Genomic DNA, 25,952 nt, shown 5'->3' with positions numbered 1-25,952 from the left:
AACTGCTGCTCTTATTCATGGAGCATGCCGATGCCAGCCCCACGCAGGAACCGATTCGAACGCCGTCGTGCCGAGACCCGCCAGGCACTCGTCCGCGCCGCGCGGCAGGTCCTGGCCGAGTCCGGTGGCGCCAGCGCCAGCATCCATGCCATCGCGGAACGCGCGGACGTGGGCCTCGGCTCCTTCTACAACCACTTCGCGGGCAAGCCGGACCTGTTCGACGCGGCCGTGGCCGATGCGCTGGAGGAGTACGCCCAAGCCGTCGACGAACGCCTGCACGGCGTCGATGATCCAGCCGAGCGCGTCGCTGGGGGCGTGCGGCTCAGCGCGCGCATGGCCGCGTCATACCCGGAGATCATGCAGATCCTGTGTCACAGCCAGCTCGGTCGGATATACGCCGGGGACGGACTGGCTCCGCGCGCGAAGCGCGACGTGGAGCAGGGCATGGCCGCAGGCCGGTTCACCGTGGCCGACCCGGTGATAGCCCTGACCCTGCTGAACGGCGGCCTGCTGGCGCTCCTGGAGCTGTGGTGCAACCAGCCCGAGGCCGACAGTGACCAGGCCGCGGGCGCAATGGCAGAGACAATCCTGCATATGCTCGGCCTTTCCCCGGATGAGGCCCGGGACCTCGCCTGGCGGCCCCTTCCCGCCGCAGCGTGAAGAGGTCCCGGCCGCGCACCGGCTCCCGCGGCCTGCGTAATGGGCCGGGGCGGCTGACCTCTCTCGCCTGTTGTCGCCGCCCCTCGGCCTCAGAGTTGGATGGGCAGGTGGCGGGGTCCGCGCAGCATGGCGTTCTGCCGGTAGGGAGGCGGGTCCTGGACCAGGCGTGCCGTGCCGAGGTGGGGGAGCAGCGCGCCGAGCGCGGCCTCGGCTTCGATACGGGCGAGTGGCGCGCCGAAGCACAGGTGGATACCGCTGCCGAAGCCGACGTGCTGGTTGTCCGGGCGGGTGGGGTCGAACCGGTCGGGTTCGCTGAACCGCATCGGGTCGCGGCTGCCCGAGGCCAGCGCCAGGATGACGGACGTGCCACCGGGGATCGTGGTGCCGGCGACGTCGATGTCGACGAGGGGAACCCGCTCGCGCATGTGGACCGGGGGCTCGTAGCGCAGCAGTTCCTCCACCGCTCGCGGCAGCAGGCTGGGGTCTTCGCGCAGACGGTCCAGTTGGTCGGGCCGGCGCAACAGGGTGAGGACGCCGTTGGCGATCAGATTGACCGTGGTCTCGTGTCCGGCGATGAACAGCAGGATGGTGTTCGCCGCCAGGTCCTCCTCGCTGAGCCGTGCGGCCGGGTCCGGTTCGTTGACGAGGTCGGAGAGCATGTCGCCGGTGGGCCGACCGCGGCGCTGTTCGGCGAGTTGGACCAGGTACTGGCCCATCTCCTGCTGCGCCTGGTCGGCCGCCTGGTCCCGTTCGGCGGTGTCACCTTCGGGCCCGATGTCGGCGGACGCGACGAGGGTATCGGTCCAGTCCTGGAAGAGCTGCTCGTCCTTGTCCGGGATGCCGAGCAGGCGGCAGATCACGGTCACGGGCAGTGGGTAGGCGAAGTCGTCGACGACGTCGATCTGCCTGCCCTCCTGGAACACTTCCGCCAGTTCCTTGGTCAGCTGGACGATCTCGCCGCGCATGGAGTCGACCCGGCCCGGACTGTGCGGCGGGCCGAACGGCCGCATGGCCGAGTTGCGCAGCCGGTGGTGCTCGGGGTCGTCGAGCCGAAGGAACGACGGTTTTCGTGTCACCTCGTACGGAGCGGGAGCGGTGCGCGAGCGCGGATCGGCGCTCATCCGGGGGTCGTGCAGCAGCGCGACGATCTCGTGGTAGGTGCCGATCAGATAGCTGCCGTCCGCCTGCCGCACCACGGGCCCCGCCTCGCGGAGTTCGGCGTACAGCGGGTAGGGGTCGGGGCGGTTGGCGTAGTCGGTGATCCGGGCCAGCAGGGTGTCGGAGGCCATGGTGGCTCCTCGTGGTCGGGCGGGGACGTGGGTCAGCCGGGCTGCACCAGCGTCAGCCGGCGATCCGGCAGGTATCCGGTGAGCGCCACGGTGGGGCCGTGCGACAGCCCCTTCGGATCCGGCACGTCGGACGGAATCGCGAGGTCGGCCGCGACCGCACGGTCCTGGGCGCCGGGCGGAGGCGGGAACGGAGCGGCCGTCTCGATCAGGTGCCGGTAGTAGTCGAGCGCCTTGGCCATGTCGACGGTGACGGCGGCGGTGACCCGTCCCTGGTAGCCGTAGACCATGGCCAGCCGGCGCGCCTCCAGGGAGCCCTGGGCGATGACCACGTGGTCGGAGTAGGTGGGCACGCCCACCGATTTGATGTTGAGCCCGAACTGGGTCGACCAGAACGACGGGACGGCCAGGTGCGGGCGCTGCAGAGGCCCCGGGTTGACCATGTTGTGTGCCGCCACCTCGGCCTGCTCGACCGCGTTTCCCCAGTGTTCCAGGGAGAGCATCTGGTAGCCGAACAGCGGGTGGGGGAAGCGGGAGACGTCGCCGGCCACGAAGACGTCGTCGGTGACGATTCCGTACATGTTGAAGGCTCGGCATCCGGCGTCGCAGGCGATCCCGCGCGGGCCCGCCGCCAGCCCGGACTCCGCCAGCCATTCGACGTTGCGTACCGCGCCCAGCGCCACGACGCAGACGTCGGCGTCGACGCGGCTGCCGTCGGACAGCTCCGCACCGGTGAAGCTTCCGTTGCCGTTCAGGGCGGTGACCGTCACCCCGGTGCGCAGGTCCACGCCGTGGTTGCGCTGCATGGCGGCCGCGAGCTTCGACAGGGTGCCGCCGAGCGCGCCCACCAGGGGAGCGGGGCCGCGTTCGGCGACCGTGACCTCCAGTCCCCGTTCTCGGCAGGCCGAGGCGATCTCCGAGCCCGTGAAGCCGCCGCCGATCACCAGCACGCGCTCCGGACCGGCGGTCAGCCGCTGCGCCAGTCCTCCGGCGTCCTCGCGGGTGCGCAGGGCGAACACCCCGTCCAGGGCGGCTTCCGCCGGGTTGGGCCAGGGCCGCGCGCGGGTCCCGGTGGCGATGAGCAGCCGGTCGTACGGCAGTGACTCGCCGTCCTCCAGCAGCACCTGTTTCGCGAGCAGGTCCACGCCGGTGGCGCGCACGCCCAGCCGCCAATCGGCGTTCGGGTCCTGGCGCATCGGCAGCCCGGTGCTGTCCGCCGTCGCCTGGCCGAGCAGCACCTGCTTGGACAGCGGCGGCCGGTCGTAGGGCGGGTGGGGCTCGTCCCCGACCACGGTCAGTGAGCCGGTGAAGCCCTCCTCACGCAGCGCCTCCGCGGCCCTGAGCCCCGCCAGCGACGCGCCGACGATGACGATACGTCCGTCCTTGAGGTCACCGGGCACCGGCGCTCACCTCCTCACCGAGGAGGATCGCCTGCACCGGGCACGCCGCCGCGGCCTGGCGCACGCGCTCGACCTGGTCGTCGGGGACGGCTGTGGCGTACAGCAAGCCCTCCTCCCCGTGCAGCTGGAACACCTCCGGCGCGAGGAAGACGCACTGCGCATAGCCCTGGCAGCGCGTGAGATCCACAACGGTCTGCATCCCCACCACTCCCTCCGTTGTCTCACCCCCTCGTTTCCAGCATGGGGCCGGACCCGGGTGACCGCATGCCACGGCTCCGGAGACGGAAATCCGGGGCAGCTCGTCCGGCTGGGGTGACGGCTCAACCCAGGGCGTTGTCGAGCCCGAAGGCCACGCCGATGAGGGATGGGTGGGTGAACGCACGGGCACAACATGCCCAGTTGCTGGCCGGTGCGGCTGATCTCTTCGGTGCAGAGCCCGAGATGGTCGATGCGGGTGAGCATCTTCTCGAAGGCCACGCGGACTTCGTCCAGGCGGCCGACGCTGTCTGGGTGAGGACGTCGAGCTGTTCATGCCGCTGCCGACTGTGCGGGCCGGTTTCACCGCCTCGACAGTTCCATACGTCGTATGGTAATTCTGGGAGAGTACTTCCATACGCCGTATGGAAGGGTTTGCCCAGGCCGCGCCAGATGCCGCACATCGCCTGCATGCAGCCGATGGTGCGGACCGCACCCATCAGGAAGGAAAGACCATGAAGAGGCTCACGAGGCGCGTTGCCGTCACCGCCTTCTGCGTGGCGGTCGCGGGTGTCGCCGCGCTCGGTGCCGGGGGTACCGCTTCGGCCGCGACTTCCGCATCCGTGCACGGCCAACGCCCGGCCGTCAGCGTCGACGCCGGCGACTACCGCTGGGACCACGGTGTCGGCTATCTGCTCGAACTGGGCTACTCCTGGGACGAGATCCGCGGCTGGCACCACGACGGCCGGGATGAGATCAGCGGTTGCTGACCACCGCCCAGGCAGGAGTGAAAGTCGATGGAGTCTTTGAAGACCGTCATGCAGGAGGTGGCCGTGCAGCTTGTCGTCTCGCGCACCTACTCGCTGTCCATGTGTATGAGCCTGCGGTACGAGCCCACTGACCCCTATGTCGTCCGTGCCACCTTTTTCACCCACACCGACGAGCCGACCGAGTGGGTCCTGGGGCGTGATCTTCTGGCCGATGGCCTAAGGGGTTCCGCAGGCTGTGGGGACATCCGGGTCTGGCCGGCCGTCGGCCGTGGTGACAAAGCGATGTACATCGTCCTCGGGGCTCCCGCGGGCACCGCCTTGCTCGAGGTTCCCGTGCAGGACGTCAAGACCTTCCTGGAGAGCGCGGAGGCGCTTGTGCCGCGGGGTACCGAGTCCGGACACATCGACTGGGACCGAGAAGTGGCGAACCTGTTTGCAAAAGGCTGAGAGAAGCCTCCCACCGCCGTGCGGATGGGGCTCTTTGCCCCGGCCGCGAAAAAGAAGGAAGAGAGTTCATGTCCCAGTACCAGCTTCGTGTCTACACCCTGCGCAGCCCTGAGGCGCTCGTCGCCTACGAGAACATCTGGTCCCAGCACATTCCCGGTATGGCCAAGCACAGGATCACCACACACGGCGTTTGGACGGTGCCTGCGGCCCCCGGGAGTGAGGAGCCCCAGCTGTACGCCCTCGTTTCTTACCGGGACGCCGACGACGTTCAGGAGCGGCTGGAGGCGTACCTGTCCAGCCCCGAATTCCGGGCGGACATGGAGGGCTTCGACATCAGCCAGATCGTCGGCGTCGCCGAGTCCGTGCTGACGCCCACCGCCGACTCACCCTTGCGGTGACAGGTACCGAGCCCCTCGAAGTCTGCGTCGACCTTCTCGTTCGTGCCAGAACGCCGCGCAACTCCGCCGAGGTGCCCGCCGGACGGTAACGGGCATGGACGAGATCGGCGAGATCGGGGGGACGGGTGCAGTTGCCGAAGACCCGGTTGAGCGCCCGTCAGTACGGGCGGCCGACGCCCAGTGACGCGGAGGCACAGCCGGCCGGGGGTGAACGCGTACCGGCGGCGCCGTGCGCCAGGTTGTTGCCGTTGCCGTTGCCGTTGCCGTTGCCGTTGCCGCAGCTCGGCCGGCCGAGTCATGCGCAGGGTCGTCGTCCGGAGTGCGAGCGAGCCGCACGGCAGCGTCCAGGGCCTGGCCACTGCCGGATGCTGCGATTCCTGGGGCCGTACGAGACCGCGGACCACGCACACCATCCAGGCGAGCGAACCAGCAGTAGAACTGAGCGCGAGGTGGCGTAGGGCAGGATGTGCCCGTAGAGCGCGCACGGGATCCGGTGCTGCGGCTGGGCCGGGCGATCGATCTGTAGCCGACCTGACGGTTACGCCGTCGGCCGCGTGGAGAAGGTCTTTTCGGGATGTGATGGGCGCCTCCTCGTGCGCGGCAGCCTGCGCCCGCCCGACCACAGGCCGGCCTCAGGGCGCAACGCTTCACAACTCCGTACTGCATGCCCAACCACCGCTGAGCTTCGGACTGGACGGCAACCCGGCCGACGGCCATGTGCACGTGGAGGTGGCCGACGGAGGCCCTGCCGCCGACCGAGGTCGACTGGACGGCCGGCCTCGACGCCGACGAACACGGCCGCGGGCTGCTGATCATCGATTGCCTCGCCGACGCACACGGCGACTGGCAGGAGGCAGGCCACGCCGTCCACTGGGCCGACATCACCACCCTGTCGTGACCCGACCATGCGACGGCGCTCTCGGAATTGTTCGTTCCCTCGCACTACACGTTCGAGATCGGAACGTGAAGACCAGCACGCTCCAGCCCGTTCGGATGCCGTACGTAGTCCGCCATGGCCAAGGGAATGAGCCCCACTCAGGCAGCGCCCTCGTACTCGTCCACGACCAGATGCTTGGACAGCAGCGCCTGAACCGCGTCCGGCGGAAAGTATCAGTGGACGAACGTCTGCGTCAGCCCTCCCGCCCGCAACGCCGACGGTCGCACCCGATGGTCCGCTCTATTTGCCGCCACGGGCGGCGAGTCCCCCTCGCCCGGCCGCCGGAACGCGTGGCCTCACTCGGGCAGATTTCCATACGCCGTACGGCTTGTTAGTATACATCGTATGGAAAGAGCGAAGCGTACCCCTAGAGGTACTCGGAAGAGGGATGTGCCTCTGACCGAGGCAGGGATCTGCACCTCCGCCCTGCGGCTCATCGACGCGGACGGGGTCGAGGCACTCACGATGCGCAAACTCGCCGCCGCGCTGGACGCGAACCCGATGTCGCTGTACCACCACGTGCCGAACAAGGAAGCATTGCTGGGTGGCGTGGCGAGAATGGTCGGCGCCCGGTTCCGCACCGTGACACTCGAGGACGCTCCCTGGCAGGAGCGCGTGCGCCTGCTTGCCACGGATTTCCGGACGCTGGCACACCGCCACCCCAACCTCATGGCCTACTCGTTCAGTCAGCCGGACTTCATCCAGCCCGAAGATCCCTTCTGGGTCGCGCTGACCGCCGTACTGGCCGCCGCAGGGGTGCCGCAGTCGGAGATCCCGCAGCTCGCCGCGCTCGTGTGCGCCGTCGTCATCGGCGTGATGATCGCCGAGCTCAACGGCGCGCTGCACCGGTGGTCGAACCTCCAGCCCGCCACACCCGCCTCCGGCGAGGACGGCCCGACGAACGAGGGCTTTGGCGAGGACCGGATGTTCCGCCTGGTGCTGGACACGATCATCAGCGGCCTGGAAAGCCGGCTCACAGCCGATCACGCCGGTGGGCGCGAGGGCCAGCCCCCGCAGAACTCCGGGTGCGCCTCCGGACGCATCCCCCGTCAACTCCGACCACCGGCCGCACACTGTGAAGGAGAGTCCCCGGGGAATCCTGTCTCGGGCATGGCGGCCGGTCTCGATCCGGAAGTTCAGTGAGGGCCAAAAGCCCAGACGTGCTGTTTTTGTTCAGTGCTAAGGGGGTTCAGCCGTGCCTGTAGTTCTGATCCACGGCGTCCACGACACCCACCGTGTGTGGGGCGGCGTGCGTCGGCACCTGATCCGGAGCGAGAAGCCGGCCGAGGTCGCCGCAGCCCTTGAGGCGCACTGGACTGCATAACAAGGTGCCCGCCCTCGGGTTCGCCAACGGGGGGGGGCCGGCCTCGGTATCGCTGACACCGAGGGGCAGTCAGCGGCACCGTTCAGGCGCCATGTGTGGTGATCCGGTGCTTGGCCAGGCCGGAGCCGGTTCTCTGAGTGGGTGTCATCGGTGACACAGGACAGGGCGGCGGCCGGACGCGAGCCCGGCCGCCGCCGACGAGAGACAAGCACGCGCGGCGGCGTCAGGTCGGCCCGGCGGGGGCGCCGCCGGACCGCGCACCGCCCCTCCACGGAACCGTTCCCTTTCCGTCACGCCCCCTCGCGGACTCGTGCGACATGGTTCTCCACTCCGGAGACCGCAGCGTCCAGCGCGGAGTTGAACATGGTGTCGATCACGTCCTTGGAGGGCGGGGGCGCGTCTTCCCCGTCGGGGCCCGACGGTGCCGGTGGCAGGGTGGCCCACCGCTGCAGTGCCCCGTTCAGTTCGCCGAGCAGCAGACCCGTGAACACACCGACCAGGGTCGCGGCGACGCGCGGAATCTCCTCGTCGGGCAGTTTCGCGGCGGCCAGGATGTCGATCAGTGCCTGCCAGAAGGGGTCCTCCGGCTGCACGTAGTCGGGGCGCGTGAAGGAATACCCCATCAGTTTCGGATGACGGTGCGACAGTTCGCGGAAGTCCCGGGCCAGTTCACGCAGCTGGTCCTGCCAGGGGACGTCCTCCCGCTGCCCCGCGCTGAACTGCGAACCGACCCGGTGGGCCACGCCGCGCAGCACGGCGTCCTTGTTCGGCACGTGGTGGTACAGCGACATCGGGTTCGCATCGAGCGCGGTCGCGAGTTTGCGCATGGTGAGCGCCTCGACCCCGTCGGCGTCGATGAGCTGCAACGCCATGGCGCAGATGCCGTCCTTGGTGAGCGGTACGTCTCTCTTTCTTGTGCCCCGAGGGGGCTTCCGTTCAGTCGCCATACGCTGTACGGTACCAGCGCCCGCGGCACTGCGGAGGACGGTGGCATCGTTTTCAGCCCCTCGTTCCTCCGGTTTCGCGGAAGCGGGCTGTGTGCTGGTGGGCGGCGTAACTGGCGACGGGCAGTCCCGAACTGGTGGCCTTGATGGCCGACGAGGTCGTCAAGGCATGCCTCGGCCAGGAAAAGGCTCAGGCGGGAAGCTGCGCTCGAGGGGTGCAGCAAGGCGCTCGAGCGGCGGCTTCAGCGCACTGCCGCCTGACGTGTGCGGGCGTAGGACCGGGCGAGGCGTGTCGACCGCTCCCACTCCCGGTGTGCTCGCCCGCGGCGGCGGATCGCAGATATGCCCTGCCGAGGAGACCCTGGCGAACCCGCCTTGCCCGCTCTCGCGGACTGATACCGGCCTGATCGAGCGCGGCATGGAGACGTACGGGCGCCGCCGCGAGGCGGCACACGCGCCTGCTTCTCCGGCGCTGCCGTCAGTCGCCGACGCGCATGGGTGCAGACCCGACCTCCGCGATGCGTACTGGCGGGCAGGGGGATTGGCTGCTCACCGGGATGTAGCCGCGGCCGCCGTCGCGGATCGTGGGTGTCCTCCCCGGGGCGCACCCACCGGTGGCCCGGTCGAGCCGCCGGCTGGCGGCGACCGGTCTCCCCTCGCCTCCTCCAGCCGGGAGAGCGTTCGGCAGCGCCTGATCCTGATGCGACCCCGCTGCGTGAGCGACGCCGTCCCTGATGGGCCGAAACGTTCCTGTTTCTCGACCCCAGGTCTGCCGATTGAGTTTCCATACGTCGTATGGTACTACTGAAGGCATACAGCGTATGGAAACGGGGCGCTGCCGTACCGGCGCCCCGTCACACCGAATGGCGCCCTGCCCGCCTTTCCCCTTGGAGGAGCCAGCCATGACCACACAGCCCGAGACCGACCTGCGGCCCATCCGGTCTCCGCGGGGCGTCCCGCTCTTCGGCCACACGCCGCAGATCCCCAGCACCAACCCGGTGGAGTACTTCGGCAAGCTGTCCAAGCAGTTCCCCGAGGGGCTCTACGGCATGGAGATCGCCGGCATCGAGCAGGTCTTCGTCTGGGACCCGGACCTGGTGGCCGAGGTCTGCGACGAGACGCGGTTCTTCAAGCAGATCGACAAGACGCCGCTGGCCCATGTCCGGGACTACGCGGGAGCCGGCCTGTTCACGGCCCACCAGCACGAAGAGGAATGGGGCATGGCGCACCGAGTCCTCCTCCCGGTCTTCAGCCAGCGGGCGATGAAGGGCTACTTCGGGCAGATGCTGGAGATCGCCCAGAACCTGGTGGGCAAGTGGGAGCGTAAGGAGGGCCAGCCCGTCAACATCACCGACGACTACACCCGGCTGACCCTGGACACCATCGCCCTGTCGGGTTTCGGTTACCGGTTCGACTCCTTCGCCAAGGAGGATCTGCACCCCTTCCTCAACGCGCTGCTGCAGGCGCTGGTTGAGTCGCTGCGGCGCTCGCAGGAGCTGCCGGTGATGACCAAGATGCGCAAGGCCGATGACAAGAAGTACCGCGAGAACATCCGGCTGATGCGGGACCTGGTCGAGAATGTGATCAAGGAGCGCCGTGAGGGGAAGGGCACAGGTGAGGACGACCTGCTGGGCCTGATGCTGGAGGCCACGGACCCGGAGACCGGCAAGGGGCTGGACGACGACAACGTCCGTGACCAGGTGGTGACGTTCCTGATCGCCGGTCACGAGACCACCAGTGGTCTGCTGTCGTTCGCCACGTACTCGCTGATGCGCAACCCGCACATCCTGGCCCAGGCCTACGCCGAGGTGGACCGACTGCTGCCGGGTGACACGGTCCCGGACTACGACACGATCATGCAGATGGACGTGATCCCGCGGATCCTGGAGGAGACCCTGCGCCTGTGGGCTCCCATCCCGATGATCGGCAAGTCCCCGCTGGAGGACACCGTCATCGGTGGCTGCTACGGGCTGAAGAAGGGAGCGCGGGTCAACATCCTCGAGGGTCCGCTGCACACCCACCCCAAGGCGTGGGAGCGGCCGGAGGAGTTCGACATCAACCGGTGGCTGCCGGAGAACCGGGTCAACCACCACCCGCACGCCTACAAGCCGTTCGGCAACGGTGTGCGTGCCTGCATCGGCCGGCAGTTCGCACTCACCGAGGCGCGTCTGGCCCTCGCGCTGGTTCTGCAGAAGTTCAAGTTCGCCGACACCGACGACTACAAGATGGACGTCAAGGAGGCGCTGACGCGCAAGCCCGGCGGCTTCGAACTGAACGTGCGGGCTCGTCAGGAGCACGAGCGGACCGTGTTCGGCGCCGCGGACCTGCAGACCGACGACACGCAGGCGCAGGCCGCGGTCAGCGGTGTCGGGGTGAACCTGACCGTCGCCTACGGCTCCAGCCTGGGCTCGTGCGAGGACCTGGCGCGCACCATCGCCGACCGCGGTGAGCGCTCCGGATTCGGCACCACCCTGGTCGGCCTGGACGAGTTGGGTGACAACCTGCCCACCGAGGGCCTGCTCGTCGTCGTGGCCTCCAGCTACAACGGCAAGGCCCCGGACAACGCGCAGCGCTTCGACGACCTGCTCGCCGCCGGACTCCCGGAGGGCTCGCTGTCCAACGTGCGGTTCGCGCTGCTGGGTGCCGGCAACACGCAGTGGGTGGCCACCTACCAGGGCTTCCCCAAGCGGATCGAGGCAGGCCTGCTGGCCGCCGGCGCCACCCGCGTCATCGAGCGCGGTATCGCGGACGCCGCCGGTGACTTCGACGGCATGGCCACCCGCTGGATGGACACCCTGTGGACCACCCTGGCCGAGGAGTACGCCGCCGACACCTCCGAAACCACCGGGCCGCGCTTCGAGGTGCAGCTGCTGACCGAGGCGGAGGTGCGTCCCGCGATCGTCTCGGAGCAGGCCTACCCCCTCACCGTGGTCGCCAACGAGGAGCTGGTCAGCGACGCGACCGGGCTGTGGGACTTCAGCATCGAGCCGCCGCGCCCGGCCGCGAAGTCCATCACCATCGAACTCCCCGACGGTGTCACCTATGACACCGGCAACCACCTGGCCGTCTTCGCCAAGAACGAGCCCGTGCTGGTCAACCGCGCCCTCGCGCGGCTCGGCGTCGACCGCGACCAGGTGCTCCGGCTCGACCAGCCCGGCGGTGGCCGGACCCACCTCCCGGTGGGCACCCCCGTCACCACAGGCCTGCTGTTCACCGAGTTCGTCGAGCTGCAGGACGTGGCCACCCGATCTCAGATACAGGAGCTGGCCGAGCACACCCAGTGCCCGTGGACCCGGCCGCAGCTGCAGGCCTACACGGCCGACACCGCCGAAGCCGAGGAGCGCTACCAGAAGGAGATCCTGGGCAAGCGGGTCTCCGTACTCAACCTGCTGGAGCGCTTCCCGGCGGTCGAACTGCCGCTGGCGGTCTTCCTGGAGATGATGGGCCCGATCCGCCCGCGGTTCTACTCCATCTCCTCCTCCCCGCTGGCCAACCCGCGCCACGTCCGGCTGACCGTCGGTCTGCTGGAAGGCCCGGCCCTGTCCGGCGACGGCCGGTACCGCGGCACCTGCTCCTCCTACATCGCAGGCCTCGAGTCCGGTGACGTCTTCTACGGCTACGTGCGCGTGCCCTCCCCGACGTTCGCCCCGCCGGCCGACCCCGCCACGCCGCTGCTCCTCATCGGCCCCGGCACCGGCATCGCGCCGCTGCGCGGCTTCCTGGAGGAGCGTGCCCACCAGCACGCGCACGGCACCCAGGTGGGCCTGTCCCAGGTCTTCGTCGGCTGCCGCCACCCGGAGCACGACTACTTCTACCGGCAGGAGATGCAGGACTGGGAGCAGGCCGGGATCGCCCAGGTGCACACCGCCTTCTCCGCGGTGACCGGACACCCGGCCCGGTTCGTCCAGGACGCCATTGTGGGTGCCGCCGACACCGTGTGGCAGGCCATCCAGGACGGCGCGTACGTCTACGTCTGCGGTGACGGCCGCCGCATGGCACCCGCCGTGCGCGAGGCGCTCGCCGCCATCTACCGAAAGCACACCGGCAGCGACGACGAGGCCGCCCAGCAGTGGCTCGCCCAGCTGGAAGCGGACGAGCGCTACCAGCAGGACGTCTTCGCCTGACCCTCAGACACCGGGAGGCGTGCGGTGCTCCTGACGCCCGCACCCCTCCCGGCCACCCCTCACCCGCGAGACACCGCACGGCACCCGTCGGCCCGAACCGCCGGAGTGCCGCTCACAGAAAGCAGAGCACCATGGACACCATGCTCGCCGGACGCTTCCACCTGGACAGCAAGAAGTTCGCCGTGGAGGAGGTCCCCGTCCCCGTGCCCGGCCCCGGCGAGGTCCTCATCGAGGTCAAGGCCGCAGGCGTCTGCCTCTCGGATGTCCACCTCATCGACGGCTCCCTCGTCCCGCTGTTCGCCACCTCCGACACGGTCACCGTCGGCCACGAGGTCTCCGGTGTGATCCACACCCTCGGCCCCGACCTCAAGCGCGGCCTGACCGTCGGTACTCGCGTCACCCTGGAGGCCGGCAAGACCTGCGGCCAGTGCGCCGGCTGCGTGCGCAGCCGACCCTGCACTCAGATGCGCACCGCCGGCATCGACTACGACGGCGGCTGGGCCCAGTACACCGTCGCCCGCGAGGACACCCTCATCCCCATCCCCGACAACCTGCCCTTCGACCAGGCCGCGATCATCCCCGACGCGGTCTCCACCCCCTACGCCGCCGTCGTCACCACCGCCGGGGTGCGCCCCGCCCAGTCCGTCGGCGTCTGGGGCGTGGGCGGAGTCGGCGCGCACAACGTACGCCTCGCCCGCCTGGCCGGCGCCGCGCCGATCATCGCCGTCGACCCGCTGCCCAGCGCCCGCGAACGCGCCCTGGCCTTCGGCGCGGACTTCGCCCTGGACCCGGCCGCCGACGACTTCGCCGACCAGATCCGCGCGGCCACCGCCGGACGAGGCCTCGACTTCGCCTTCGACTGCGCCGGCGTGCCGGCCGTCCGCGAGCAGGCCGCCGCCGCACTCGGCCTGGGCGGAGTCCTCATCCTGGTCGGCATCAGCCCCAGGCCCCTCACCATCACCGAGGGCCTGACCTTCAACTACCTGGGCAAGCAGGTGCGCGGCCACTACGGCGGCAGCCCCGAGTCCGTCACCGAGCTGGTCCGCCTCGCCGAGGTCGGCCGTCTCGACCTGGCCCCCTCCATCACCGACCACCTCCCGCTCGCCGAGGCCGCCGACGCGGTCAACCGGCTGGAGAACAAGATCGGCGACCCGATCCGCCTCATCCTCGTCCCCTGACGACTGAACAGAAAGTTCATCCAGACCACTCGGGCAGGGGTGAGTGGGCGCCGGTGCTTGAGGGAGCACCGGCGCCCACGGTTTTGTGTGGACGGTCAGTTCACAAGGGTCTTGGTGAGCGCGGAGCCGACAGGGGTGTCGGCCGCGCGGATGAGGGTGCGGCGGGTGGCGTACCCGAAGCGGTGGGCGGGCATGAAGAAGTGCCGCATGCGCAGGGCCTCCCCCTGATGGCGGGTGACGAACGGGCGCAGCCGTTGCTCCCGCACGCCGAGGGCGGCGGGCAGGTGGTCGTGTTCGGCGAGCAGCCGGGCCAGCAGTTCGGTGCCCGCGATGCCTATGCCAAACCCTGCCCGGAGTACAGGGGCCATGCACCAGGCGAAGTCGCCGAGCAGGACGATCCCTTCGCGACAGCGCTCTGCAAGGCCACCGGCCCGCTGGACGACATGGCCGACACACTTCTCGCCCGCGCTCGGCCGACAGGAATGCGTGCCGACGACACCACTTGCCTGCTGGTGAGTCCCTTGAGTCGGGCGCCGGCGGTTGCCGCCCCGACTGGACATCACCGGAGGGCGACAGCCGGGCCGCGCGGGGGATCAGGCGTGGTTGAGCCCGTACCGGGCGCCGAGAACGGCGACCGCCTTCTTGAGTTTGCAGGAGTTGTAGTGTCCATCAATTATCAGGTCGGGGACACACTCCCACGGCTCAAGCACACGGTCACGACCTTTCAGCTGTTCCGCTACAGCGCGGTCACCTGGAACCCCCACCGCATCCACTTCGACGAGCCCTACGCGCGCGAGGAGGGCCACGGCGGTCTCGTGGCGCACTCCCACCTGCGAGCGGCGCTTGCCTTGTGTCACCGAGGCTCTCGGCCCCAAGTGGCACGTGACGAAGGTTGCCTACCGCCTGCGTAAGCCCGTCTGTGCGCCCGCCAACCTGGCCTCCGCCGCGCGGGTGACCCACATCGAGGGCGACAGCATGACCCTTGAGCTCGCCGAGGAACACCCCTCCGGCGAAGTGGGGTTCGAAGGGACGGTACGGGTCAGCAGGGCCGAAGGAGAGAACGCCGGCGGTCTTCGCTCCTCTACACCGGAAGATTTGGCATGACGTCAGCATCAGAACGGGGCCGACGCCCCCTCCGCGTCGGGAACTGCTCCGGCTTCTACGGCGACCGCGCCTCGGCCATGGCCGACATGGCCCGAGCGGGCGGCATCGACGTCCTCACGGGTGAATACCTCGCCGAGGTCACGATGCTGGTCCTCGGCAAGGCGCGCGCCAAGGACAGCACGAAGGGCTTTGCGATCACCTTCCTGCAGCACCTCGACGCGGCGCGCGAGCACCTCGTCGCCAACCGGATCAGGCTCGTCGTCAACGCCGGAGGACTCCACCCCGCCGGGCTGGCCGCCGCGACGCGCGAACTGATCGCACGCCACGGTCACGACCTGCGGGTCTCCCACATCGAAGGCGACGACGTCTTCGGCAGCCTCGACGGTCTGGGGCAAGCGGGCCATTGCCTGCCGCACCTGACGAGTGGTCAGCCGCTGTCGGACTGGCCGCACCAGCCAGTGCAGATGGTCAAGGAAGACGCTGGAGATCTCGGCGAGATGGTCGATCTGCTCTGCTGTGAGAGGGTCGACGAACAGGCGCCGCACTACCTGGGCATGGCTTTGGGGGCTGCTTCTTCCAAGGCTGTGCGTCCTTCTGGCGTGAGCGCCGCATACATGGCGCGTGACGGTCCGCTCTGGCGCTCCACCAGGCCGCGCTTGCACAGGCGGGTGAGCTGGTGGTGGAGGCGGCTCTCTCCCAGCCCAGCCCAGCTCATCGCTGAGCTCATATGCACGCATGGGCCCGCCCGGGGTTTCCGACAGGGCGACGAGCGCCGTGTGATCGGCGTTGGCTGCGGATCCTTGGAAGGGAACGCGTGTGCTGAGCTGGGCCGTCATGAAGCGTCAGCGTAGGCGAGATGGGTGCCGCAGACTGTGCAGCGGAAGAGCATGGCGCTTGCCCCCTGCCCGAGGTGGGTCAGGAAGTGCTCGAGCTGGGTCGCGTCGTTCCAACCGCCCATCCGAAGGTCGAGTCGAAGCTGGTCGAGTGCCTCGGGGTGGGCCGCCAGTTCGGTGTATCCGACTTCGCCGATGAAGGCGGCGGCGTCGTTGCAGTGGACAAGCCAGTGCGGATCCTGCCAGGCGTGCAAGCCGGGGGTGCGGCGGGTGACCTGCACCAGGGTCTCCTGACTGATGCCGTCGAGGCCGTATGGGTCGGTGAATTCACCTTCGAACCGTTCAGCGGCGGTGCCGTCGGCGATGCACCAGGGACAGAAGCTGCCGCTGACGTCGTGGGCCGTGTAGAAGGTCGCCGTGTAGATCCACCCCGTGCTGCGGTTGCAGCAGGCGCAGACCTCGGCGCTCTCGCCGATGGACCCGCTGGCGACGGGGTCGGGGTGATAGCGGAAGTGGGGCAGGCTGACGCTCACTGCTGAGCCTGCCGCTGCAAAGAGAGGCCCGTCTCGACCCCGGTGGCCTGCGCGCAGGCGGGCACGCCCGTGAACTTCATGGGCCGCAGTCTGTCCGCAAGCAGGCTCGTGATCAAGCGGTGAGGTCGAAGTTCTGCTGGTCGAAGGCAGGGTAGGTGCGCGCGTGCTCGCGGGCGATGTGGAAGCGCCGACTCGCCGACACGGTGCGCTTTGGCCGAGCTCAGCACCATCCGCACGACCTACAGGTCCGTGTCGGCGTTGCCCTCGTTCCAAGAGTCTCGCCGCTTGGTCTCACTCTTGGCGGAAGCGCCCTTCTCGTGCCCCTCCAACAGCTCCAGGAGCGCAGCGTCTGCCTTTTTGCAGTCTTCCTGCGTCAGTTCGAGAGGGGCGTTGTTGCAGACGGTGTACCGGTCGGGATGAATGATGTTGGTGGTCCTCAAGGTGTACGTCAGAAGTGAGCGCCACCCCTTGCGGTGGCCAACCCTCACTTGGATTCGGACCTTGTAGTCACGGGCCGCCGGAACCAAACCAGAAAACGGTGCCTCGAACTCGATGAAAACTCGTCGCGCTTGTCTGCCGGCCACAACGAATCCGGCCGGCAATTCCGGTTCCTCGTCCGGCCCGGGTTGGAGACGGGACGGCGAAGACGCCCACAGAAGCGGCAGATGAGAGGCGGACTCATCAGGGAAGGTCAGCCTGAGGTCCTGCACGACTATCGGCTTGGCGCCGGTGTTGTGAAGGACGAGCGGAAGCCGCAGGCGAACCACGGAGCCGTGGACAATCGCTGCAAAGGAATGAGGCTCCCATGACTCCAGGCGTCCTTGTCTGGCGTTGAGCCACCAGAACGATGCGATGGTGAAGAGCAATGCGCAGATCGAAAGGAAGCCCGCACCAGAAATCGATGAGGACGCATTCTGATCGGCAACGGCCATAAGGGAAAGCATGAATTCACCTCAGGGTGGGCGCGCTATCAGGAATCGGTGAGGCGGGGACATCGAGCGCCCCGGCCTCTTGATGAGTGGCAGCTGGGCCGACTTCATCCTTCGGCGAGGAAGTGCGCCAGCGAAGTGTCCAAGTCGATGTGCCCTGGCTCGGCTCCCCTGGGCACCAGGTCCTCGGTTCCCTGCAGGAACGTCTTGATTTCGTGCGTCCGGGCTTTGAGCAAGGCCGTACCAGCTGGCGGGTTGAGAAGGATGTACGAGTCGGAGCGGTCAGGACCGTCGGCGGGCCATATGCTTATGTCCCCCTCGCCGACGGGGCCTTCCAGCCCGTCGATCAGAAGATCTCGTCCGATGATCCATTCCACCGTCTCGTCGCTGTCGACAGCAGTGAATGCGGCACGGACGACATAGGGATCACTAGGCTCGTACCGCAGCCTCATGCTCACAGGCGCGGAAATCTCATGCGGGACGACAAGTTGCACATGCAGCCCCTGAATTTCGGTTCTCAACGACTTCATTGGTCTTTACTCCTGCTGCCTCGAGTCATATCGGAAGGGCCTGTCAAGGAGGCCTGAACAGAGAGGTGGGTACTACAGGGACCGGTGTCGGACGGCAGGAGAACGCTCGCAGGAGCTACATCTCCTGCCGTCACGCCCGCGACTCGACGGCGTGCGGCGAGTTCGTGCTGATCCGGCAGTCCGACGGCCAACGACATCCGCGACATCCCCGGGGATCGACGGCACGACAGGCCACCACTCCCACGGAATCACCGAGCCCATGCCCCCTCGGAGAAAACGCGCTCGCCGGAAAGACAACAGCTCCTCAGGCATTCCAGTGCGCCTCAAGGGCTGCGGCGACCTCGGCCGGCTTCTGGATCAACGTCCAGTGGCTGCAGTCGAGTTCGACGACCTGGGACGCTCGCACAGCTTGACCGAGTTCATCGGCGAACGCGATCGGACAGGCGGGGTCGAGCGTCCCCCACAGGACCAGGGACGGCGCGGACACATTCGTCAGTTCCGGTTCCCACTCCGCGCCCACCGTCTCGGCGGAGCGGTACAGCTTGAGGATGCTGTCCCTCATGGTCCCGTCTACGCGCCGGACCATCTCCTCGGCCACCTCAGCCGGGAGATCGAAGTTCTCCATCAGATCCTTGGCGAAGGACGCCGGGTCAAGCTCGTCCATGAACCGGTCGCCCTCGACCGGGTCCTGCCAGATCTTGGCCAGCGGATGCCAGTCGTACTGAGTACTGACCGGAGCGCTACTGCCGGCCCACGTACGAACCAGGTCCGGCCGTATCGAAGCGACGCGCGCGGTGAGGATGCAGCCCCAGTCATGACCGACCAGGTCCACCGGCTCGCCCACCCGCTCCAGCCGTTCGACGAGCCAATCGACGCACTCCTCTTTGCTGGAGCCGAAGCCGCGCGGCCGGGGCGTGCCGAAGCCGGGCAGATCCCAAGCCTCGACGTCGCTCCGGATCAGGTGCCGGCGCACGCCGTCCCACACACGGTGGGTGTCGGGGACGCCGTGGATCAGAACTGCAGGCATGGACGAGCTCCTTCGTAGGGTAAAAGCCTCACACATGAGGTTTTTATCATTATTAGGCCTTTTGGTCTAGAAGTGCGAATTTTGGGGCCCTGGAGTCGGTATGTCCCGTCCCCCTGTCGGACGCAGGTGAACGCACGGCCCAGGGGGTGTCGCCGCTCCAGCGGCATCGTCAGACCGCTGAACAAGGGCACGATCACCGGCACCCCGGGCTCTTCATCACAGCCTGCGGCCGGTGGGTGTGGTGGGGATGTCGGCGCTGCCCAGGCGCACGCCGTTGCGGTTGAGGTGGCGTCGGAGCGGCCGTGGACGATCACCGAGCCGTGCGAGGTGAGCGTGATCCAGTCGCCGTGCCGCCACACACCGGGGTAGGCGCGGAAGTAGGCGTCGTGGTAGCGGCTGCCGTCGGGGTCGTTCCAGAAGTGCAGCGGCATGGACGGCATGGGGCGGGTGACGACCAGTTCGCCGACCTGATCGAGGGCCGGGCGAGATGGTGTTCATACGACCCCGGGAATACCTTCCAGGTCCAGCCCTGTCGAGAAGAGCTCCGGCGCGCCCAGGGCGCACTCCGCCCAGACCGTCTTGCCACGTCGGGCATGGCGCGTTCCCCAGTGCTCGGCGAGTTGGGCGACAAGGAACAGACCTCGCCCGCCCTCGTCGAAGACACGGGCCCGGCGCAGGTGCGGAGTCGTGCTGCCGGCATCCGCTACCTCGCACATGAGGGTGCGATCGTGGATGAGACGCAGCTGGATGGGAGGCCGGCCGTAGCGGATGGCGTTGGTGACCAGTTCGCTGACGACCAGTTCGGTGGTGAAGTCGAGTTCCTCCAGTCCCCAGGTGGTCAGCTGCTCGGAGACATGCGCTCTGGCCCGGGCGACCTCGGCCGGGTCGGCATCCACGTCCCAAGTGACGACCTGACGTTCCCCGAGGGTGTGGGTGCGGGCCAGGAGGAGTGCCACGTCGTCGTGCGGTCGGCCTGCGGGCAGCAGCGCATCGAGGGCGGTGTCGCAGGTCGCCTCCAGGGAGGCGGAGGGCTGCGCGAGGGCGTGGCACAGTCGGGTGAGGCCCGCCTCGATGTCGTGGTCGAGGGCCTCGACCAGGCCGTCGGTGTAGAGGGCGATGAGGCTGCCCTCGGGCAGGTCGATCTCCGCCGCCTCGAACGGCAGGCCGCCCAGGCCGAGTGGCGGGCCGGCGGGCAGCTCGAGGATGTCGGCGATTCCGTCCCGGGCCATCACGACGGGCAGCACGTGGCCCGCGCGGGCGAGGGTGCAGCGGCCGGCGACGGGATCGTATACGGCGTACAGGCAGGTGGCCCCGATGTCCCCTGCGGATTCGGTGTCCGTTTGGGCAGAGGCTTCGGAAGAGACTTCGGCGGACAGGCGGATGACGACGTCGTCCAGGTGGGTGAGGAGTTCGTCGGGCGGCAGGTCGATGTCGGCGAGGGTGCGCACGGCGGTCCGCAGCCGGCCCATGGTGGCGGCGGCGTGGATGCCGTGGCCGACCACGTCGCCCACCACGAGTGCGACCCGGGCACCGGACAGCGGGATGACGTCGTACCAGTCGCCGCCCACGCCGAGCTGGGCGGCAGCAGGCAGGTAGCGGCAGGCGACCTCCACGGCGGACTGCGCGGGTGTCTGCGCGGGAGCAGACTGCGCTGGAGGGTGAGGGCGGTGGCACGGGCGTGCGTGTATCGGCGGGCGTTGTCGATGGCGACCGCCGCCCTGGCCGCGACCTCCTGGGCGAGGAGCAGGTCCTCGTCCCCGTACGCGTCGGGCCTGTGGTGACGGAAGAACTGAACGACACCCAGCGTGGTGCCACGGGCGCACAGCGGTACCAGCAGCATTGATGCGGACGGGCCGAGGTGGTGCCGTGAGGGCCGGCCGGTGGCCAGGGCGCGAGCCGGTGGTGATCCGTCCGGATACCTGTGGACCTGCTGCGGCGAAACCGGCAATTCCCCGTAGATCGCTTCTAGGGAGGTCGTCTCGGGGTAACCGTCCATCACCGACTGCTGGGCGATTCGGCGGACCACGAGTGTGCCCTTCGCAGGAGGCTCGTCTCCGGAAGGCATGTCGAGGAGGTCGACGGTGACGGCGTCGGCGAAGTGCTCGGTGGCCAGGTCCACCAGCTCCTGGGCGGTGCGGGCGATGTCCAGGGTCGTTCCGACGCGTACGCTCGCCTCGTTCACCACCGACAGCCGCCACTGCAGCTGGCGATCCCGCTCCTCCTGGAAGGCCAGAACGCCCGTCTCCGATGTGCGGGCCATGTACGCGATCGACAGTGCGATCAGCTTGCGTGCCGCCGCGTTGATCGACTCGGCATCGCTGGTGAGCCGGGGCAGCTCTTCGAGCAGCCGGTCGAGGACACGGGCGTGCGCGAGGGGGAAGGCGCGCAGCATTGCCGTGACCGGCTTTCCGCGCTGAGCCAGCCGACGCGCGCGCTCTGCGTCGGCGGCCGGCTGATCGATCCGCCTTGGCTCGATGCTGTGCTCGATGCCGAAAAGCAGGGCGACGACGTGCTCGGCGACGTTCTCCCTCGTCATCTGTGCGATGTCGGGTTCGTCCCACAGCTCGGGGATCTCGCGCCGCAGGCATTGCTCTACGTCGTGGATCACCTCGTCCGCTCGCGGGCTGAGTTCATGCGCGGCACGGGACAGAAGACTGTCCGCGGTGAGGTCCACCCTGACGACGTTACGCCGTCAGGGTGGACCACGAAGCCTCGGCCGGCCGCAGCTGGCTGCGCGGTGTCCGGGAGGAGCCCGGTCTCACGGGCTGGTCGTGGTCGAGGGCAGGGGTCCGCGCGGCCACCGGCGGACGGAGTGACACCCACGGCTTTCCGGTCTCCACGGGGCCTGGCGCGCCCGGTGCCCGGGTTAATCCAGGTCGGGCAGCGGGCGCCGGGTCACCTGGTGGGCGTCGTCCGGCGGGACGCCCAGCATGCGCAGGACCATCTCGGCCAGGTCCGAGGCGGCCTCGTCCCCGTCGAGGTCGGGGCGGGCCAGCCGCAGCGCCACGAGGGACATCAGGGTGCCGCCCAAGGCGGACAGGGCGGTGGTCGCGTTGCGGCAGGTGAAGCGGCCCGAGGCGATGCCGTTCTCCAGGTCGCGCAGGGCTCGCGGGGCGAGTCCGCGGGCGGAGTGGATGTAGGCCAGACCGCGGTCACGCAGGATCCGCATGAGTTCGGGGTGGGAGTCGGCCATGCGGGCGGTGAGCCGGAAGCCCGCGGCGACGAGCTCGGCCGGGTCGTCGATTCCTTCTACGCGCTCGTCGATGACCTGCCCGAACTCGTCCAGGGCGTCTGTCACCGCGGCGTCGAACAGCTCCGTCTTGGACTCGAAGTGGTTGTAGAAGGAGCCGAAACCGACGTCCGCGCGCTCGGCGATGGCCTGGATGCTGGCGCTGGTGTCCCCGGTCTCCGCGAGGATCTGCCGGGCCGCACGGACGAGCGCCTGACGCGTCTCGGCGCGGCGCCGCTCGAAGCGGTTCTTGGGCGGGGCTGACGTCGGCATACGGCAAGTGTAACAACCGTAGCGATCAGTCTGCCATTAGTGATGAGATCATCAATTATTTGGGTCCACCCTATTGACGATGGGTAACGGCAAAGTTGATGATTTCCTCATTACAGCAGTGTTGCTTGGAGGACACCATGTCCCACACCCCCGTTAACAGGGCCGCTCCCCAGACGCCCCACCAAGACCTCCACAGTGAGCAGGGCGCCCTGCGCGGAGAGCATCCCGGACGTTCCCGGAATCCCGTGATCAAGGTGGCCGACCTGGCCTGGCTCGAGTTCGAGAAGCCCGACCTGGACCAGGCCGAGGTCTTCGCCCGTGACTTCGGGTTCGCGATCGCCGCCCGCACCGAGGGGGAGCTGTGGCTGCGCGGTACCTTCGCCGGCTCGCCCTGCATGGTGATCCGGCGGGGGCGTGCGTCCCGGTTCATCGGGCCGGCGTTCCGCGCGGCCGAGCGGGCCGACCTGGACCGGCTGGCCGGCACCACCGGCAGTACCGTCCGGGACATCGGCGTACCGGGCGGTGGGCAGTCGGTCGCCCTGCTCGATCCCTCGGGCCTGCCGGTCCGGGTCGTGCACTGCGCCGAGCAGCTGCCCGCGCTGCCCGAGCAGGAGCCGCTGATCCTCAACTTCGGTACCGATCACCGTCGTACGAACGCCACCCAGCGTCCGCCCCGTGAGCCGTCCCGTATCCAGCGGCTGGGCCATGTGGTGCTGGAGACCCGGGTGTTCGCCCGCACTCTGGACTGGTACCTGGACACCCTCGGGATGATCGTGTCCGACTTCCTGTTCCTGGACGGGCAGCGCGGGCGCGGGCCGACGATGGCGTTCGTCCGGTGCGACCAGGGGAGCGTGGCCGTCGATCACCACACGCTGGCCCTGCACCTGGGGCCCGGTACCGGCTACGTCCACTCCGCCTACCAGGTCACCGACCTCGACGCGATCGGCGCCGGCGGGGAGTACCTGGCCGAGCGTGGTTACCAGCGCAGCTGGGGCATCGGGCGGCACATCCAGGGCAGCCAGCTGTTCGACTACTGGCGCGACCCCGATCACTTCATGCTGGAGCACTTCGCCGACGGCGACCTGTTCTCCTGCGACCTGGAGCCCGGCTGGGCGCCGATGTCGGCGAGCGGCCTGGCCCAGTGGGGCCCGCCCGTCACCCGCGACTTCCTGGGCGCCAGCCCGTCCCCCGCCAAGCTGCGCGAGGTCATGACGGCCCTGCGTGGCGACAACGAACTCGACCCCGCACGCCTGCTGGGCCTGATGAAAGCGATGAGCTCATGAGCACCAACGTTCTGCGCACCAACGACGGCTGGTGGGTCGTCCGGGACGAGCGCGCCGTCCGCGTCCAGACCAAGGCGGTCACCACCGGCGAGCTGCTCGCCGACCGGGACGCGGTCCGCGAGGCCGCCGCCTCTGCCGAGAGCGGCACTCCCGTCGCCGACCTGGTGGCGCTGCCTCCGGTCACCACCCCGTGCCGGGTGGTCGCCCAGATGGTCAACTACCGCAGCCACGCCAAGGATTCGGGCTTCACCGGCGACATCCCGGCCACCTTCTTCCGTAAGGCGTCCGGCTCGGTCAGCGGCCCCCATGACACGATCATCCGCCCCGCGCACGTGAAGTTCCTCGACTACGAGGTGGAACTCGGCCTCGTCATGGGCGCGACCCTTCCCGTGGGCACCGTCGTCGAGGAGCAGGACCTGCCGCGCTATGTCGCCGGCCTTGTCCTGACCAACGACGTCAGCGCCCGCGACGTCCAGCTGACCAAGACCCAGTTCTACGAGAGCAAGTCCTATCCGACCTTCACGCCGACGGGTCCGTACCTGGCCCTGCTGGAGCCCGAAGACTTCGCCCATCTGCTGAACCTGCGGTTGCAGCTGTCGGTCAACGGCGTGTCCCGCCAGGACCGCACGCTGGCCGACATGATCGTACGGCCCGCACAGGCGCTCACGCTGCTCGCCCGCTTCCAGACCCTCGACCCGGGTGACCTGCTGCTGACCGGCACTCCCGGCGGCACGGCCCTGAAGGCTCCGCCCAAGGCGGCCGAGAAGATCGCTGCGCTGCTCCCGCCCGCACTGAAGTGGAAGGCGTTCTTCAAGGGCCAGGCCAAGAACCCCAAGTACCTGCGCAACGGAGACCTCATCACCGCCACGATCGCCACCCCGGACGGGCGGATCGACCTCGGTGAGCAGCGAACCCCCGTTACGGACGCAGCGTGAAGGCCGCATCCCAGAGGCCGGTGGTGATCATCGGTGGGGGACCCGTCGGGGTCATGGCCGGCCTGCTGCTCGCCCGGTACGGAGTGCGCAGCTTGCTCCTCGAACGCCATCGGGACATCTACCCTCTGCCGCGCGCCGTCGTCGTGGACGACGAGATCCGTCGGATCCTGCAAAGCGTCGGTGTCCACGAGGATTTCGCTGCTCTCGCCCGCCCGGCGCTCGGGCTGCGGCTGCTGGACGCCCGGCGCCGCGTGATCACCGAGTTCCCGCGGTCCATGCACGGACACCACGGCTTCCCGGAGACCAGCATGTTCGACCAGCCCGAGCTGGAACGCGTGCTGCGCAGCGCCCTGGCGCGCCGCCCGGAGTGCGAGCTGCAGGGCGGGGTGGAGGTCGTGTCCGTCACCCAGGACACCGACGGACCGAACGATCCGACGGGTCCGGCCCGGGTCACCTTCCGCCGCGACGGCAGCGACGAGGAGGAGCACGTGTGGGCCGATGCCGTCCTCGGCTGCGACGGCGCGGGCAGCCTCACCCGTGACTCCATCGGCGCCGTGTGGGAGGACCTGCACTTCCAGGAGAGCTGGAGAGTCATCGACGTGCGCACCACCCGCCAGGTGCGCACCTGGGAAGGCGCCGAGCAGATCTGCTGCCCCAACCGACCGGCCACCTTCATGCGCGTCGGCGAGGACCGCTACCGCTGGGAGTTCCGGCTGCCCGAGGACGAAAACCTGGACGGCCCGGACGGATGGGAGCGCCTGCGCGAGCTGGTCGCCCCCTGGGTGGACCTGCCGCCCGACGCCTCGGCGGGCGACGACTTCGAGGTGGTGCGGCAGGCGCAGTACACCTTCCGGGCCCGCCTCGCCGACCGATGGCGCAGGGGGCGTGTCTTCCTGCTGGGCGACGCCGCCCACCTCACCCCGCCCTTCGTCGGGCAGGGTCTGTGCGCGGGCCTGCGCGACGCCTACAACCTCACCTGGAAGCTCGCCCGCGTGCTCCAACAGGGCGCACACGACGGGCTGCTGGACACCTACGAACGCGAGCGCAAGCCGCACGCCCGCCATGTGATCCGCGTCGCGGTCGCCGTCGGCTGGGCCATGACCGGCGGACAGGACCGCGGTGCGGCGTTCCGCCGGGCCGTCGTGGGCACGGCCTCTCGCATCCCCGGCGTGACCGCGGCGGTGAGCCGTGACCTCAGCCCCGCCCTGACCGCCGGTCCACTCGTACGGCGCCGCCCCAGGCTGACCGGCCGCGTGCTGGCCGGCACGATCTGCCCGCAGCCCTGGGTACGGCATGACGGCAGGCGAGTGCGCCTCGATGACGTCCTCGGGGACTCCTTCGCCGTCGTGACCGCTGTGCCGCCCACGGCGCAGATGACGGCCGTGGCTACGGCACTGGGCGCTCCGACGGTCCACGTCGAGGACCTGCGCGACGACGGCACCCTGGCCGGCTGGCTGGCACGCGGCCGTGCCGACGCCGTCCTGCTGCGCCCCGACCGCGTCGTGATGGACACCGTCCAGGCCGGCACCGGCGACTTCACGGACACCGTCGCCTGGGCCCCCCTGCTGCACACGGCCCGCCATACCGCCGACGCCCGGCCCGCCTGACGAGGA

The 25,952-nt window shown here is 69.1% G+C and carries 24 protein-coding genes and 2 pseudogenes; 13 read left to right on the top strand and 13 right to left on the bottom strand.

All coding sequences use genetic code 11. The features are described 5' to 3' along the window. Positions 1-24 precede the first annotated feature (24 nt). A complete protein-coding gene (locus GTY58_RS03175) occupies positions 25-660 on the top strand; it encodes a TetR/AcrR family transcriptional regulator (protein ID WP_010982023.1) in 636 nt (211 codons plus the stop codon). 89 nt (positions 661-749) lie between these two features. Here GTY58_RS03175 and GTY58_RS03170 read toward each other — a convergent pair whose 3' ends face one another. The 3 genes from GTY58_RS03170 to GTY58_RS03160 are packed head-to-tail and all read right to left on the bottom strand — an operon-like array spanning position 750 to position 3,545. Continuing rightward, a complete protein-coding gene (locus GTY58_RS03170) occupies positions 750-1,949 on the bottom strand; it encodes a cytochrome P450 (protein ID WP_010982022.1) in 1,200 nt (399 codons plus the stop codon). Between the two features lie 32 nt (positions 1,950-1,981). Further along, positions 1,982-3,346: an FAD-dependent oxidoreductase gene (locus tag GTY58_RS03165; protein ID WP_010982021.1), complete on the bottom strand. Its 1,365-nt coding sequence runs from the start codon at positions 3,344-3,346 to the stop codon at positions 1,982-1,984. Further along, complete coding sequence (locus tag GTY58_RS03160; RefSeq protein ID WP_010982020.1) at positions 3,336-3,545, bottom strand: ferredoxin; 210 nt, start codon at positions 3,543-3,545, stop codon at positions 3,336-3,338. The genes GTY58_RS03165 and GTY58_RS03160 overlap by 11 nt, the downstream gene beginning before the upstream one ends. A 511-nt stretch (positions 3,546-4,056) precedes the next feature. On the opposite strand from GTY58_RS03160, the gene GTY58_RS03155 reads away from it, so the two are divergent. From GTY58_RS03155 to GTY58_RS03135, 5 genes are all read left to right on the top strand, one after another. Beyond that, positions 4,057-4,311, top strand: coding sequence for a hypothetical protein (locus GTY58_RS03155; RefSeq protein ID WP_037651186.1), 255 nt, complete (start codon positions 4,057-4,059; stop codon positions 4,309-4,311). Positions 4,312-4,338: 27 nt separating this feature from the next. Continuing rightward, positions 4,339-4,758: an SsgA family sporulation/cell division regulator gene (locus GTY58_RS03150; protein WP_010982018.1), complete on the top strand. Its 420-nt coding sequence runs from the start codon at positions 4,339-4,341 to the stop codon at positions 4,756-4,758. Positions 4,759-4,826: 68 nt separating this feature from the next. After that, positions 4,827-5,156, top strand: coding sequence for an NIPSNAP family protein (locus GTY58_RS03145; protein ID WP_010982017.1), 330 nt, complete (start codon positions 4,827-4,829; stop codon positions 5,154-5,156). A 715-nt stretch (positions 5,157-5,871) separates the two neighbouring features. Continuing rightward, entirely contained in the window at positions 5,872-6,054 is a 183-nt protein-coding gene (locus GTY58_RS03140) for a hypothetical protein (protein WP_010982016.1), read from the top strand. 384 nt (positions 6,055-6,438) lie between these two features. Further along, positions 6,439-7,236 carry a TetR/AcrR family transcriptional regulator gene (locus GTY58_RS03135; protein WP_010982015.1) on the top strand — a complete coding sequence of 266 codons (798 nt, stop codon included), beginning with the start codon at positions 6,439-6,441 and terminating at the stop codon, positions 7,234-7,236. A 471-nt stretch (positions 7,237-7,707) separates the two neighbouring features. Here the strand turns inward: GTY58_RS03135 and GTY58_RS03130 are convergent, their stop codons facing one another. Beyond that, positions 7,708-8,364 carry a TetR/AcrR family transcriptional regulator gene (locus GTY58_RS03130; RefSeq protein ID WP_010982014.1) on the bottom strand — a complete coding sequence of 219 codons (657 nt, stop codon included), beginning with the start codon at positions 8,362-8,364 and terminating at the stop codon, positions 7,708-7,710. Between the two features lie 899 nt (positions 8,365-9,263). On the opposite strand from GTY58_RS03130, the gene GTY58_RS03125 reads away from it, so the two are divergent. Together GTY58_RS03125 and GTY58_RS03120 are read left to right on the top strand one after the other, a co-directional pair. Further along, positions 9,264-12,485: a cytochrome P450 gene (locus GTY58_RS03125; protein WP_010982013.1), complete on the top strand. Its 3,222-nt coding sequence runs from the start codon at positions 9,264-9,266 to the stop codon at positions 12,483-12,485. A gap of 131 nt (positions 12,486-12,616) precedes the next feature. Then, positions 12,617-13,663 carry a zinc-binding dehydrogenase gene (locus GTY58_RS03120; protein ID WP_010982012.1) on the top strand — a complete coding sequence of 349 codons (1,047 nt, stop codon included), beginning with the start codon at positions 12,617-12,619 and terminating at the stop codon, positions 13,661-13,663. 95 nt (positions 13,664-13,758) lie between these two features. On the opposite strand, the gene GTY58_RS03115 is transcribed toward GTY58_RS03120, so the two are convergent. Together GTY58_RS03115 and GTY58_RS39420 are read right to left on the bottom strand one after the other, a co-directional pair. Continuing rightward, positions 13,759-14,031, bottom strand: coding sequence for a hypothetical protein (locus tag GTY58_RS03115; protein WP_037651189.1), 273 nt, complete (start codon positions 14,029-14,031; stop codon positions 13,759-13,761). Between the two features lie 225 nt (positions 14,032-14,256). Beyond that, positions 14,257-14,487 (bottom strand): hypothetical protein, encoded by a 231-nt coding sequence (locus tag GTY58_RS39420; protein ID WP_197586428.1) that lies wholly within the window; start codon positions 14,485-14,487, stop codon positions 14,257-14,259. A gap of 58 nt (positions 14,488-14,545) precedes the next feature. On the opposite strand from GTY58_RS39420, the gene GTY58_RS39415 reads away from it, so the two are divergent. Both GTY58_RS39415 and GTY58_RS39410 read left to right on the top strand, forming a co-directional pair. Continuing rightward, positions 14,546-14,767 carry a hypothetical protein gene (locus GTY58_RS39415; protein WP_197586426.1) on the top strand — a complete coding sequence of 74 codons (222 nt, stop codon included), beginning with the start codon at positions 14,546-14,548 and terminating at the stop codon, positions 14,765-14,767. Then, complete coding sequence (locus tag GTY58_RS39410) at positions 14,764-15,618, top strand: acyclic terpene utilization AtuA family protein (protein ID WP_010982010.1); 855 nt, start codon at positions 14,764-14,766, stop codon at positions 15,616-15,618. Before GTY58_RS39415 ends, GTY58_RS39410 begins: the two co-directional genes overlap by 4 nt. Here GTY58_RS39410 and GTY58_RS03100 read toward each other — a convergent pair. From GTY58_RS03100 to GTY58_RS03070, 7 genes and pseudogenes are all read right to left on the bottom strand, one after another. Then, positions 15,600-16,133 (bottom strand): CbrC family protein, encoded by a 534-nt coding sequence (locus tag GTY58_RS03100; RefSeq protein ID WP_037651193.1) that lies wholly within the window; start codon positions 16,131-16,133, stop codon positions 15,600-15,602. The genes GTY58_RS39410 and GTY58_RS03100 overlap by 19 nt on opposite strands. Before the next feature lie 239 nt (positions 16,134-16,372). Next, positions 16,373-17,065 (bottom strand): hypothetical protein, encoded by a 693-nt coding sequence (locus tag GTY58_RS03095; protein ID WP_137951508.1) that lies wholly within the window; start codon positions 17,063-17,065, stop codon positions 16,373-16,375. A gap of 104 nt (positions 17,066-17,169) precedes the next feature. Then, a complete protein-coding gene (locus GTY58_RS03090) occupies positions 17,170-17,592 on the bottom strand; it encodes an SsgA family sporulation/cell division regulator (RefSeq protein WP_037651198.1) in 423 nt (140 codons plus the stop codon). A 304-nt stretch (positions 17,593-17,896) separates the two neighbouring features. After that, positions 17,897-18,619 (bottom strand): alpha/beta hydrolase, encoded by a 723-nt coding sequence (locus GTY58_RS03085; RefSeq protein WP_078936717.1) that lies wholly within the window; start codon positions 18,617-18,619, stop codon positions 17,897-17,899. Positions 18,620-18,865: 246 nt separating this feature from the next. After that, a pseudogene (locus tag GTY58_RS03080) lies at positions 18,866-19,104 on the bottom strand (acetoacetate--CoA ligase); the annotation flags it as partial. Between the two features lie 9 nt (positions 19,105-19,113). Then, a pseudogene (locus GTY58_RS03075) lies at positions 19,114-21,293 on the bottom strand (SpoIIE family protein phosphatase). A 192-nt stretch (positions 21,294-21,485) separates the two neighbouring features. Next, positions 21,486-22,121: a TetR/AcrR family transcriptional regulator gene (locus tag GTY58_RS03070; protein WP_010982004.1), complete on the bottom strand. Its 636-nt coding sequence runs from the start codon at positions 22,119-22,121 to the stop codon at positions 21,486-21,488. 137 nt (positions 22,122-22,258) lie between these two features. Between GTY58_RS03070 and GTY58_RS03065 the strand changes: the two genes are divergently transcribed. The 3 genes from GTY58_RS03065 to GTY58_RS03055 are packed head-to-tail and all read left to right on the top strand — an operon-like array spanning position 22,259 to position 25,946. Further along, positions 22,259-23,404, top strand: coding sequence for a VOC family protein (locus GTY58_RS03065; RefSeq protein ID WP_037651202.1), 1,146 nt, complete (start codon positions 22,259-22,261; stop codon positions 23,402-23,404). Then, positions 23,401-24,339 (top strand): fumarylacetoacetate hydrolase family protein, encoded by a 939-nt coding sequence (locus tag GTY58_RS03060; protein ID WP_010982002.1) that lies wholly within the window; start codon positions 23,401-23,403, stop codon positions 24,337-24,339. Before GTY58_RS03065 ends, GTY58_RS03060 begins: the two co-directional genes overlap by 4 nt. Next, positions 24,336-25,946, top strand: a complete 1,611-nt coding sequence (locus GTY58_RS03055; protein ID WP_010982001.1) for a bifunctional 3-(3-hydroxy-phenyl)propionate/3-hydroxycinnamic acid hydroxylase — start codon at positions 24,336-24,338, stop codon at positions 25,944-25,946. Before GTY58_RS03060 ends, GTY58_RS03055 begins: the two co-directional genes overlap by 4 nt. The last annotated feature ends 6 nt before the right edge of the window (positions 25,947-25,952 follow it).

Origin of the sequence: Streptomyces sp. SID5469 (assembly GCF_009862865.1) — a bacterium.
GTDB lineage: Bacteria > Actinomycetota > Actinomycetes > Streptomycetales > Streptomycetaceae > Streptomyces > Streptomyces avermitilis.
This window is presented reverse-complemented; position numbering and strand designations above follow the sequence as displayed.

What these genes read in the sequence shown, in the direction of transcription:
- GTY58_RS03175 (WP_010982023.1), top strand. Translation starts at nt 25, where the DNA reads ATGCCGATGCCAGCCCCACGCAGGAACCGATTCGAACGCCGTCGTGCC.
- GTY58_RS03170 (WP_010982022.1), bottom strand. Translation starts at nt 1,949, where the DNA reads ATGGCCTCCGACACCCTGCTGGCCCGGATCACCGACTACGCCAACCGC.
- GTY58_RS03160 (WP_010982020.1), bottom strand. Translation starts at nt 3,545, where the DNA reads ATGCAGACCGTTGTGGATCTCACGCGCTGCCAGGGCTATGCGCAGTGC.
- GTY58_RS03155 (WP_037651186.1), top strand. Translation starts at nt 4,057, where the DNA reads ATGAAGAGGCTCACGAGGCGCGTTGCCGTCACCGCCTTCTGCGTGGCG.
- GTY58_RS03150 (WP_010982018.1), top strand. Translation starts at nt 4,339, where the DNA reads ATGGAGTCTTTGAAGACCGTCATGCAGGAGGTGGCCGTGCAGCTTGTC.
- GTY58_RS03145 (WP_010982017.1), top strand. Translation starts at nt 4,827, where the DNA reads ATGTCCCAGTACCAGCTTCGTGTCTACACCCTGCGCAGCCCTGAGGCG.
- GTY58_RS03140 (WP_010982016.1), top strand. Translation starts at nt 5,872, where the DNA reads ATGTGCACGTGGAGGTGGCCGACGGAGGCCCTGCCGCCGACCGAGGTC.
- GTY58_RS03135 (WP_010982015.1), top strand. Translation starts at nt 6,439, where the DNA reads ATGGAAAGAGCGAAGCGTACCCCTAGAGGTACTCGGAAGAGGGATGTG.
- GTY58_RS03130 (WP_010982014.1), bottom strand. Translation starts at nt 8,364, where the DNA reads ATGGCGACTGAACGGAAGCCCCCTCGGGGCACAAGAAAGAGAGACGTA.
- GTY58_RS03125 (WP_010982013.1), top strand. Translation starts at nt 9,264, where the DNA reads ATGACCACACAGCCCGAGACCGACCTGCGGCCCATCCGGTCTCCGCGG.
- GTY58_RS03120 (WP_010982012.1), top strand. Translation starts at nt 12,617, where the DNA reads ATGGACACCATGCTCGCCGGACGCTTCCACCTGGACAGCAAGAAGTTC.
- GTY58_RS03115 (WP_037651189.1), bottom strand. Translation starts at nt 14,031, where the DNA reads ATGGCCCCTGTACTCCGGGCAGGGTTTGGCATAGGCATCGCGGGCACC.
- GTY58_RS39410 (WP_010982010.1), top strand. Translation starts at nt 14,764, where the DNA reads ATGACGTCAGCATCAGAACGGGGCCGACGCCCCCTCCGCGTCGGGAAC.
- GTY58_RS03095 (WP_137951508.1), bottom strand. Translation starts at nt 17,065, where the DNA reads ATGGCCGTTGCCGATCAGAATGCGTCCTCATCGATTTCTGGTGCGGGC.
- GTY58_RS03090 (WP_037651198.1), bottom strand. Translation starts at nt 17,592, where the DNA reads ATGAAGTCGTTGAGAACCGAAATTCAGGGGCTGCATGTGCAACTTGTC.
- GTY58_RS03085 (WP_078936717.1), bottom strand. Translation starts at nt 18,619, where the DNA reads ATGCCTGCAGTTCTGATCCACGGCGTCCCCGACACCCACCGTGTGTGG.
- GTY58_RS03070 (WP_010982004.1), bottom strand. Translation starts at nt 22,121, where the DNA reads ATGCCGACGTCAGCCCCGCCCAAGAACCGCTTCGAGCGGCGCCGCGCC.
- GTY58_RS03065 (WP_037651202.1), top strand. Translation starts at nt 22,259, where the DNA reads ATGTCCCACACCCCCGTTAACAGGGCCGCTCCCCAGACGCCCCACCAA.
- GTY58_RS03060 (WP_010982002.1), top strand. Translation starts at nt 23,401, where the DNA reads ATGAGCACCAACGTTCTGCGCACCAACGACGGCTGGTGGGTCGTCCGG.